This is a genomic window from Chitinophaga sp. 01L420 (genome assembly GCF_056399985.1).
The window spans coordinates 19,550-32,486 of sequence record NZ_JBFTSK010000055.1 but is presented as its reverse complement, the minus strand read 5'-3'; the positions used below and the strand labels follow the sequence as shown (position 1 = coordinate 32,486).

General features: G+C 48.3%; 1 protein-coding gene. It reads left to right on the top strand.

Annotation, left to right across the window (positions count from 1 at the left end):
• Positions 1 to 3 precede the first annotated feature (3 nt).
• On the top strand, positions 4 to 12,936 hold the full coding sequence (locus tag AC1DP6_RS32160) for an amino acid adenylation domain-containing protein (RefSeq protein ID WP_477058529.1): 12,933 nt from the start codon (positions 4 to 6) through the stop codon (positions 12,934 to 12,936).
• Position 12,937: the final 1 nt, after the last annotated feature.

The window sequence follows — 12,937 nt, the reverse complement described above, 5'->3', positions numbered from 1 at the left end:
ACTATGCTCGACACAAACCTCGCCGGTATAATAGATCTGCTGAAGGAAGCCAATGACAGGGGAATCCGTCTGTCTTTCGATAATGACAAACTGCTGTTGCAGATGCATGAGGAAAAGGAGATAGATGAACTTTTGCTGAGCAGACTGAAAGATAACAAGGAATACCTGATAGAATATTTCAGGAATCATAAACCCGGTGATGCAGACAGCGCGTTGCTCACCGGTATACAGCCCTATGACCGGGAAAGCGTGCGGCGCGTTCCGCTTTCGTATAGCCAGGAACGTTTGTGGTTTATTGATCAGTTGGAAGGCAGTATACAATATCATGTACCGGCTATCATAAAACTGAAAGGCGCGTTGAATACCACCGCATTAACGCATGCACTGCACACGATTGTGAACCGTCATGAGGTATTGCGTACCGTGCTGACTGAAGATGAAGGCGTTGCTTACCAGCGGATACAACCCGTAGATGAATGGTCGTTGACTATCACAGAGGAAGAATTGTATAAGGAGAATACAGCCGCATTACAGTCTTTTATCCAAACGCTCATTGCCACACCATTTGATTTGCAGCAGGACTATATGTTGCGTGCCCAACTGATTGTGCAGGGAGCGCAGGAGTATACGCTGGTGGTAGTGATACATCACATTGCTTCTGATGGATGGTCTACCGGTATCATTGTAAAAGAGCTGGTGGAATTATATACTGCTGCACTGGAAAGCCGTGCCTCACAGTTGCTTCCACTGGATATTCAGTATGCCGACTATGCAGTATGGCAACGGAACTATTTATCCGGGGAGGTGCTGGACCGAAAAATAAATTACTGGAAAGAGCAATTGTCCGGTGTAGCTACGCTGCAATTACCCACCGACTTTACAAGGCCGGTGGTGCAAAGCACCCACGGCGCTGCCCGGCAGTTTACGTTGAACAGGGAATTGTCTGATGAGTTGCAGGCGTTGTCGCGTCAGCATGGAACTACGCTGTTTATGACGTTGCTGGCTGCTTTCAAGATATTATTATATCGTTACAGCAACCAGGAAGATATTTGTGTTGGTACCCTGATAGCCGGCAGAACGCAGCAGGAAACAGAAGGGCTGATTGGCTTCTTTCTTAACTCTCTTACCCTGCGCAGTAACCTCGATAGTCATGCTTCTTTTTTATCGCTGCTGGCACAGGTAAAACAAACTACTTTAAGCGCCTATGAACACCAGGATGTTCCGTTTGAAAAGGTGGTGGAGGCAGTGGTAAAAGAGCGCGATCTTAGCCGTAATCCGTTGTACCAGGTAATGTTTGTGATGCAGAATGTGCCCGATGAGCCGGCATTGCAACTGGGTGATTTACAGCTTATGCTGGAAGAGGCAGAACAGATCACCGCGCCATTTGACCTGTCCCTTTCTATGGAAGAAAGTGCAGAAGGACTGAGCGGCCGGGTAGTATACTGTGCCGACCTGTTTACTACAGAAACGATCGACCGGATGATGGTGCATTATGAACTGCTGTTGCAGGACATCGTAAAATCACCGGCAGAACAAATAGGTGTGCTGGGGATGCTTACATCGAGAGAAGCGTACCGGTTACTCGTGACTTTTAATGATACTGTCAGAGAATATCCGCATGAAAAAACATTACCGGCATTGTTTAGTTCCCGAGCCAGTCAAACGCCGGATGCCACGGCCCTGGTATTTGGGGACAGGATACTGACCTTCAGAGAACTGGAAGACCGTTCCAATCAGTTGGCACATTACCTACAGGGTAAAGGTGTTACTGCAGATACACTCGTGCCTGTTTGTATAGAACGGGGCCCGGAAATGATCATAGCGATACTGGGTATCTGGAAATCCGGCGGGGCTTATGTGCCGGTGGATCCGGAATATCCCGCAGCACGTATCGGCTACATGCTGGAAGACAGCAACGCTACCATTGTTGTGACCAGCAATTATGGTAGGGAGAAAATACCGGTGGCAGATGATATACATATTATAGCGCTGGATGGTGGCAAACAACTCCTGGAACAGCAACGCATCACAGTGCCGGTGGTGGCGCCATTGCCACATCAGTTGTCTTATGTGATCTATACCTCAGGTTCTACCGGTAAGCCCAAAGGGGTGATGGTAGAACATCGTGGTATGCTCAATCATTTGTATGCAAAAATAAATGACCTTTTCATTAATGATAAAACGAAACTGGCCTTTACAGCTTCCTATACTTTTGATATTTCCGTATGGCAAATGTTTGCGGCGCTGGTTTGTGGCGGGCAAACAATTATTTATCCGGAAGAACTGATATTTCAGCCGGCGGAATTTATTCGCCGTGTTGATGCGGACAGGATCACCATACTGGAACTGGTGCCTTCTTACCTCGCGTCTTTGATGCAGGAAGATGCGGGGGTGCAGTTTTCGCAACTGCAATACCTGATGGTGACCGGTGAAGCGGTGAGCCAGCCGCTCCTGAAGCAATGGTTTGATCACCCGCAGTTCGGTACCATCCCGGTGGTAAATGCCTATGGACCTACAGAAGCTTCTGATGATATCTGTCATCATATTATGCGGAGTACGCCGTTGGGTGTAAATGTACCACTGGGTAAGCCCATACAAAATCTTCATCTCTATATACTCAATAATGTATCACAGCTTTGTCCGGTGGGTATTGCCGGTGAGATCTGTGTATCCGGTGTGGGGGTATCCCGTGGTTATCTTAACCGGGAGGCATTAACGGCGGAGAAGTTTACCAGGGATCCTTTCAGTCCGGATGCAGGGACGCGGATGTACCGCACCGGTGATCTGGGCAGATGGCTGCCGGATGGCACCATCGAATACCTGGGTCGTATAGATGAACAGGTGAAGATCCGGGGTTTCCGGATTGAGCTGGGGGAAATAGAAAGTGTATTGCAGCAATGTCCGCTGGTAAATCAGGTGGTGGTGCAGGCAAAAGCAGATAACGACGGTATTAAAAAGCTGATCGGGTATGTAGTACCCAACGGACCATTTTACAGAGATGAGATCTTGCATTACCTGGAAGATAAACTGCCCGAATTTATGATTCCATCGTTACTGATGGAAATGGAAAAACTGCCGTTGACTGCTAATGGAAAAATCAACCGGCAGGCATTACCGGACCCGGATGCGTCCCTGTTAATGACGGCCACCTATGTGGCGCCACGTAACGAAACAGAGGAGCTGTTAACCCGCATCTGGCAGCAGTTGCTGGGTATTGAACGAATAGGGATATACGATAATTTTTTTAAAATAGGTGGTCACTCACTGCTGGCTATGCGGCTGGTAGCTGCCATTCGCCGGGAGCTGGATACGGAATTAACCATTAAATCATTATTCCTGTATCCAACTGTAGCTGGTTTGACTGCACATGTGCTGTCTACCGGCAAAAGCGTGCAGCTACCGCCGGTAGAAGCAGTGGAAAGACCCCCACATATTCCATTATCATATAGCCAGGAACGTTTGTGGTTTATTGACCAGCTGGAAGAAGGCAGTGTGCAATATCATTTACCTGCCATACTACGCCTGGAAGGAAAGCTCAACAGAACGGCGCTGGCATATGCCTTACAATCGATCGTGAGCCGCCACGAAGTATTACGAACAGCAGTCGCTACGGAGGGAGGTGTCCCTTATCAGTTGATCCAGGATGTTGCTGACTGGGAAATGAGTATTACAGATGAACCGGTATACCGGGAAGATGCGGATACTTTGGAGGCGCTTATCAGCCACCTGGTAAATACGCCTTTTGATTTATCTGCCGGTTATATGTTGCGGGCAGACCTGATCGTGTTGGAAGAAGAAACACATCTGCTGGTGGTAGTTATTCATCATATCGCCTCTGACTTATGGTCTGCCGGTATCATCATCAAAGAACTGGCAGAGCGTTACGCCGCATATGTGGAAGACCGGCAGCCACAGCTATCAGTATTGCCACTTCAATATGCCGACTACGCCATCTGGGAACGTACCTGGTTAGTGGGTGAGGTGTTGGAGAAAAAACTAAATTACTGGAAAGATAAGCTGTCAGGCGTAACTACCTTAAACCTGCCTACGGATCATATACGGCCGGCTATTCAAAGTACAAGAGGAGCTGGCAGGAAGTTCCTGCTGGATAAGGAATTGTCGGAACAGTTGAAAGCATTGTCGTATGAGCAGGGAACCACGCTCTTTATGACGTTGCTGGCAGCTTTCAAAGTATTATTATACCGCTACAGTGGACAGGGAGATATCTGCGTGGGCAGTCCTATTGCCGGTAGATCGCAACGGGAAACAGAAGTGTTGATTGGTTTTTTTGTGAATACACTCGCTCTGCGTAGTGACCTTGATGGGGACCCTACTTTTTTATCGCTCCTCCAACAGGTGAAGCAAACTACTTTGGGCGCCTACGATCATCAGGAAGTGCCTTTTGAAAAAGTAGTGGAAGTGGTGGTAGCAGAAAGATCACTGAGCAGAACGCCGTTGTTCCAGGTAATGTTTGATTTGCAGAGTACACCAGAAGAACAGCATCTGCACTTACATGACCTGCAGGTATTATTGCAGGAAGCGGAACGCACTACCGCGCAGTTTGATCTTAACTTCTCTATTAACGACAGCAGCGAAGGAATTAGCGGGTATGTGGCCTGGTGTGTTGATCTGTTCACTGATGATACAATCGACCGGATGATTACCCATTTTGAATCATTGCTAATGGCCGTTGTAACGCTGCCGGCATCGCGTATCAGTGCGCTGAATATGCTTACACCAGCAGAAACCCATCAGTTAATTTATACGTTTAATGATACTGCGGTAGCTTATCCAACAGATAAAACATTTGTGGATCTGTTTGCAGAACAGGTGGTGGACAGCCCCGATGCGATTGCACTGGTATTCGAAGATACACAGTTGACCTACCGGGAACTGGATGTATTATCCAATAAACTGGCGCATTTCCTGATCAGTAAGGGCGTGAAGGCAGATACCCTGGTGCCCATTTGTATAGAGCGCTCTTTGAAGATGATCATTGGTGTACTGGCTATTATGAAAGCGGGGGGCGCTTATGTGCCTGTTGACCCCGAATCTCCTGCCAGCCGTATCAGTTATATGCTAACGGATAGTAACGCGCAACTGATCGTAAGCAGCAGTTACGGTAAAGAAAAAATACCTATAGGAACAACCGCCGATTTCGTTTTGCTGGATACAGATGCCGGCATCATTGAACAACAGCCAGGCACTTTGCCGGCCACGTGGCCATTGCCGCATCACCTGGCCTATATGATCTATACTTCCGGAACAACCGGCAGACCGAAAGGGGTGCTGGTAGAACATCTGGGGATGCTTAATCACCTGCTGGCCATGGTAGATGAGTTCGGGATGGATAATAATACAGTGGTGGCATTCACCGCTTCCTATACGTTTGATATTTCAGTATGGCAAATGCTGAATGCATTCATCTGCGGTGGTCGTACGATCATTTATTCGCAACAACTGATCCTGCATCCGGCAGCGCTGATAGCAGATGCCGACAAACAGCAGGTTACTTTATTGCAACTGGTGCCTTCCTATCTTACCGCCGTATTGCATGATCATACAACAGTCACCTTAAGCGCGTTACAATACTTACTGGTTACCGGAGAAGCGGTGACCCGGCAGTTATTGCAGGAATGGTTCGGCCATCCGCGCTTTGGCAATATCCCGGTGGTAAATGCCTATGGCCCTGCAGAGGCCTCGGATGATGTGAGCTTTTATTACATGTATGAAGCACCTGCTGCTGCTAATATTCCGGTAGGCGCACCCATTCAGAATTTACAGATTTACATATTGGATAAACAGGAGCAGTTATGCCCGCTGGGAATACCCGGTGAGATTTGCGTAGCTGGTATCGGCGTGGCGCGCGGTTATCTCAACCAAAAAGAATTAACCACACAAAAATTTGTGGCGGATCCTTTTCGTACCGGACAAAGAATGTACAAAACCGGTGACCTGGGTAAATGGTTGCCGGATGGAAATATAGAGTTCCTGGGACGTATGGATGACCAGGTGAAAATACGTGGTCACCGGATTGAACTGGGAGAGGTTGAAAGCATCATCGCAGAATCCGGATGGGTACAACAGGTAGTGGTAGTAGCCAAACCTGACCATAAAGGGCATCAACGGTTAGTGGGATACCTGGTGCCTGATGAGTTATACGATAAAGCAGCAATGCTGGCTTTTGTGAAAGAAAGATTGCCGGAGTATATGGTACCGGTGCTGGTGGAACTGGAAGAACTGCCACTAACGTCCAATGGCAAAATTGATAAACACGCCTTGCCGGAACCTGCTGCTGATGGGCAATTACAGCGCAGCTATGTAGCACCGCGCAACAGACTGGAACAGGTACTTGCCAGCAACTGGCAGGAATTGCTGGGTATACAACAGGTAGGGATATACGATAATTTCTTTGAGCTGGGAGGACATTCCCTGATGGCCATGCGCCTGATGTCTGTGCTTCGCCGGGAAGTACAGGCGGAGCTGCCTGTTAAATGTTTATTCCTTTATCCTACGGTAGCAGAGCTGGCGGCCTGGTTACAGGTACAGGTGCCTGATAAAAGTACGCAGCTTCCTGTGGTGAAAGCACATGCCAGACCACCACATATTCCGTTGTCGTATAGCCAGGAACGTTTGTGGTTTATTGACCGGTTGGAGGGAAGTATACATTACCATATTACAGAAGTATTAAGATTAAAAGGTAATCTCAACAAGGAAGCACTGGCCTACGCCCTGCAAATGATAGTGCAGCGCCATGAGGTATTACGTACGGTGATCAGGGAAGAAGGGGGTGTGCCGCATCAGCGTGTAATGGAGCGCGAATGGCAGTTGTCTGTTGTAGATGAACCGGCGTATAAAAATGATCAGACTGTTTTAAAAGCCTACACAAAATCACTGATGGAAACACCGTTTGATTTGTCGGTGGATCATATGCTGCGCGCACATTTGATTGTGCAGGCGGAAAATGAATATGTGCTGGTATTGGTGATACATCATATTGCTTCTGATGCCTGGTCGGCTGCTATCATTGTAAGCGAAGTAATGGAATTGTATGCGGCTTATACAGCGGGTCGTGCAGCGCAACTGCCGCCTATGCAGTTACAATTTGCCGACTATGCCATCTGGCAGCGGAATTACCTGTCGGGTGCCGTGCTGGATAAAAAGCTGGACTACTGGAAAGAAAAACTGTCGGGCGTTACGCCGCTGGCATTGCCAACAGATTATAGTCGTCCTGCAACACAAACTACTCACGGGGGCAGCATTTTATTCCATATAGATCCGGTATTGCAGGAACAGCTGGTAACTTTGTCGCAGCAGGAGGGCGTAACGATTTATATGTTGCTGCTGACTGCTTTCAAGGTGTTATTGTATCGCTACAGCAACCAGACGGATATCAGTGTTGGCTGTTCTACGGCCGCACGTCCGCAGGAGGAAATAGAAAACCTGATCGGATTTTTTATTAATACACTGACATTACGCAGTGATCTGGATAACCGTCCTGCTTTCACTACGTTGTTGCAACAGGTGAAAGCCACTACATTGGATGCGTATGAATACCAGGACGTGCCTTTTGAAAAGGTGGTGGAAGCAGTGGTGAAAGACAGAGACCCCAGTAGGAGTCCATTGTTCCAGGCCATGTTTGTTATGCAAAATGTACCGGGCGATGATGACCTGCGTTTGGGAGATGTAGTATGGTCGGGAGAAGAAGTAGAGATCACCACTGCCAAGTTTGATCTTACATTTTTTGTTGCCGAAGAAGCCACCGGTTTACATGTAAATGCGGTGTACAGAAGTGACCTGTTTGCAGAAGATACCATTGTACGGATGGGGGCGCATTATGTACAGTTATTACAGGCGATTGCCGCCAATCCTGCACAGGAAATAGATGCGTTGCAGATGCTGTCTCCTTCGGAAGAAGGGCAGTTGCAGACGGCTTTAACACATCCGTCTATCAGCTATCCGCAGGATAAAACGTTCCTGGACCTGTTTGCTGCACAGGCAGTATTGACGCCACAGGCTACCGCCGTTGCATTTGAAAATATACAACTGACTTACCGGGAACTGGACGAACGCGCCACGCAGTTGGCTTATTACCTGCATACGAAGGGCATCGGAAAAGGTTCGCTGGTTCCGTTGTATATAGAAAGATCTGCCGAGATGATAGTGGCCATAGCAGGTATCGGAAAGGCAGGTGCCGCTTATGTTCCCATTGATCCTGATTTTCCATTGGATAGGGTAGCCTTTATCCTGGAAGATACCGCCGCAAAGGTGGTGGTGAGTAGTCGTGCCGGCAAGGCGCAATTGCAAGAGGTAATCAGCGCGGAAGTGATAGCATTGGATGAAGATCAGCATCTCATCAGCCAGGCTAGTACCAAAAATAAATTGCCCTTACCTGCTCCGCAGGACCTGTTGTATGTGATCTATACTTCCGGAAGTACTGGTAATCCTAAAGGAGTAACGGTTACCCACCGCAACCTGGTAGATTACCTGTATGGACTGAAGGCCGCATTGCCGGTAGCCGAATGCCGGTCTTTCGGATTACTTTCCAGCATTGCTACGGATTTGGGTAATACGGTATTGTTTACGCCACTGGTACAGGGAGGTGCTTTACATGTATTTTCCAGGGAGATGATCAGCGATGGAGAATTGCTGTATGATTATTTTTCTGTTCACCCGATAGATTGTATCAAAATTGTGGCTTCCCATTGGAAAGCCCTGTCTGCTTCCGGCAGATTATTGTTGCCCGGGAAGCTGCTCATTTTCGGAGGGGAAGCACTGGAAACAGCAGTCGTAAAAAGTATCCGTACTTATGGTTCCCGCTGCACCATTGTGAATCACTATGGCCCAACGGAAACGACTATAGGAAAATTGCTGCATGTGGTGAATGACTACACGGAGTATGGTCATCATATTCCTATTGGTAAACCATTTTCCAACACAGCAGTATATGTGTTGAATACTGCCGGAAAGTTATGCCCTGTGGGTGTGCCCGGTGAATTATACATTGGTGGTGATGGAGTGGCAGCAGGTTACTTGAATAACACGGACTTAACAGAAAGCCGCTTTGTAGCCTCGCCATTTGCTGGCGCCGCTACTTCAAAACTATATCGTACCGGCGACGTGGTAAGGCTGCTGCCGGATGGCAACATACTGTTTGCCGGTCGTGTAGATGACCAAGTAAAGATCCGTGGTTACCGTGTAGAGTTGGGAGAAGTAGAGAAGGTATTATTGCGTAGTAACCTGGTTAGCCAGGCTGTGGTGATAGCACGTGGGGAGGATAGTGGCAGCAAGCGCCTGATCGGTTATGTGATCACGAACGATACATTAGATCAGCACACTATTGCTACCTGGCTGACGGAGCATTTACCGGATTATATGATCCCTTCGGCTTTAGTGGTATTGGATAGTTTTCCATTGCTGGCCAATGGTAAAGTAGATAAAAAATCTCTACCGGATCCTGATTTCTCCGGAACAGCAGATGACTATACAGCGCCTGAGACGCCGTTGCAGCAGGTGCTGACAAATATCTGGTCTGTGTTGCTGGAGGTGGAGAAAGTGGGTCTTCATGACGACTTTTTTGCGCTGGGTGGTCATTCCCTGCTGGCCATACGTGTAGTATCTGCCATTAGGAAAGCATTGGGAGTAGAAGTCGCCATCGGCGATGTATTTGACTATCCCACTATTTCGTTGTTGTCCGGCAGGTTATCAGGAAATACGGATGTAATAATTACACCGCCATTGGTGCAGGAATCAAGACCGGCACAGATCCCACTTTCGTATAGCCAGGAACGTTTGTGGTTTATACATCAGCTGGAAGGCAGTGTGCAATATCATGTTCCCATCGTACTGAGAATGAAGGGCGCTTTGYAGCCGGCTGCGCTGGCGTATGCACTTCGTACTACGGTGAACCGCCATGAAGTGCTGCGCACCATTATTGTACAGGAAGGAGGAACAGCCTATCAGCAGATTATGAACCAGGACCAATGGGAACTGACCACTGTAGACGGAACGCAGTATGGAGATGATCCGCAGGCACTGGCAGCATTTATTGCCACGCTGACTGATCAGCCTTTTGATCTGGCGGCAGACCATATGATGCGCGCGCATCTGATCATGCTTCCGGAAGATGAATATATCCTGGTGTTAACCCTGCATCACCTGGTATCGGATGAGTGGTCGCACGGAATCCTGGTGCAGGAGTTTGCAGAACAGTACGGCGCCTATGAGCATGGATTTGTTCCACGACTTTCTGCATTGCCGGTACAGTATGCCGACTATGCCATCTGGCAGCGGAAATATCTTTCCGGTGAGGTGCTGGAAAGGAAACTGGATTATTGGAAAGATAAGCTGGACGGTGTAATCGCCCTGCATCTTCCTGCTGATTTTACCCGGCCCGCTATTCAGAGTAAACGTGGCGCTTTCCTGTCTTTCCATATCCATAAAGCAATAGCAGATCACCTCCTGCAGTTAAGCCAGGAACAGGGCAGTACCTTGTTTATGACGTTGCTGACTGCCTTTAAAGTATTGTTGTACCGCTATACCGGGCAAACGGATATTTGCGTGGGCACACCGGTATCCGGCAGAACGCAGCAGGAAGTAGAAGGTCTGATTGGCTTTTTTGTAAATACGCTGGCTTTGCGGAGTGATCTGAGCGACAACCCTTCTTTTACCACGCTGTTACAGGAAGTGAGGACCACGATCTTACGTGCGTATGATCACCAGGACGTACCTTTTGAAAAAATAGTAGAAACGGTGGTGAGGCATCGGGATCTGAGTACCAATCCCATTTTTCAGGTAATGTTTGTATGGGAAACCAAAGAAACCGCCAGCCCTTGTCTTACAAAAGTGCAACTGCTGCCGGAAGCCGTGGCGCATACCTCTTCCAAATTTGATCTCACCTTTTTTGCATCAGAGCACCACGACGGTCTGCAGATAAATATTGAATACTGCACGGATCTGTTTAAAGAAGATACCATCCGGCAGTTATTTGCCCACTTTGAAGAATTGTTGCACAGCATTACGATATCGCCGGCTGCGCGTATAGATACCCTGCCTTTGATCGGCGAACAGGAGCGCGACAGCCTGTTGTCATCTCTCCATGCTACCCATGTAAAATATCCTGCTGTAAAGTCGCTGACAGATATGTTTGCAACACAGGTAATACAACATCCGGATGCGATAGCAGTTGTATTTGGTAGTGATCAGCTGACTTACCGGGAACTGGATGAACGCTCCGGCAGGTTAGCTACTTATCTGCGCAGCAAAGGAGTAGTGACAGGTTCACTGGTGCCCGTGTGCATAGAGAGATCGTTAAATATGATGGTAGGAATCTGGGGGATCCTGAAAGCTGGTGGCACCTACGTACCCATAGATCCGGAATATCCACCTGCCCGTATTCAATACATGATAGCAGATACCCGTGGCAATGTGATTTTGACCAGCAGCAGTTGTGTGGAAAAAGTAAACAGGCAACCGGGTGTAACTATTGTGGAGATAGATACGCAGTGGGAACAGATCAATACACGGCGGGTGCGCGAAGCGGCCAACATCACACCTGCCTTCCTTGCCTACGTGATTTATACTTCGGGTACTACCGGCAACCCCAAAGGTGTGGAAATGCCTACCAGCGCGATGGTGAACCTGTTGCACTGGCAACAGGGGCAAATGAATACCACCCTCAGCAAACGCGTGTTGCAATTTGCCAGTCTAAATTTTGACGTCAGCTTCCAGGAAATATTTTCTTCGCTGTGTTTGGGGCATACACTTTTCCTGATAGAAGAAGGAACCCGCAGGGATGCCGGTGAACTGCTGCGGCAAATCAGGAACTATCGTATCAACTACCTGTTCCTGCCTTATGTGGTACTGAAAAGTATAGCAGACTATGCAAAAGCGATGTCGCTTTATCCTGCTTCCCTGGAAATTATATTTACGGCGGGAGAGCAATTGCGGTTGAGTGCTGATATCAAAGCACTGCTGGACAATTCCGGCGCCAGGCTGTATAACCATTACGGCCCTACGGAGGCGCATGTGGTGAGCTCCTACGAAGTAACCGTTACTGACTTCGAAGAAAGGCTGCTGCCGCCTATTGGCAAGCCTATCAGCAATACCGCGTTGTACATACTGGATGCCCGCGGAGAATTGTGTGGGAGGGGCATCAGTGGTGAATTATACATCGGTGGCGTACAGGTGGCCAATGGGTACCTGAATCAACCGGAACTCACCGCGAAAAAATTCATGGCAGATCCTTTCCACCACCTTCCGCAGGCAAGAATGTACCGCACCGGCGACCTGGCCAGGTGGCTGCCAGATGGCAACATAGAATACCTGGGTCGTATAGATGACCAGGTGAAAATCCGCGGCTATCGCATAGAACTGGGCGAGGTAGAAAGCATTCTGCAACAGTGTGCACTGGTGAATCAGTCTGTAGTGCTGGCAAAGGCAGACGGTAACGGCTTTAAACGGCTGATCGCCTACGTGGTGCCGGAAGGGGCTTTTGATAAAGAAGGTATTCTCTTCTATCTCAAAAGCAAACTGCCGGAATATATGGTGCCATCGCTGCTGATAAGCCTCGATAAATTACCGCTGACAGCCAATGGCAAGGTGAATAAGAAAGTACTGCCAGACCCTGCGGCAGAGGAGTTGCTGACCAATGAATATGTAGCTCCGCGCAATGAACAGGAAGAAGTGCTCGTCGCTATCTGGCAAAGGCTGTTGAATGTACCCCGTGTAGGGATTAAAGATAATTTCTTCGATTTGGGAGGACACTCGCTGTTAACCATGCGGCTGATCTCCGAAATACGCGAGGCATTGCAGATAGAAGTGCCGGTGGCCCTTTTCTTCCAGCTGCCTACTATTGAATCACTAAACAGACATCTGAATATTCATCAGAATGACACTACTGCCCCTGACAAGGACCTAAAAACTATCCGGTTATAAT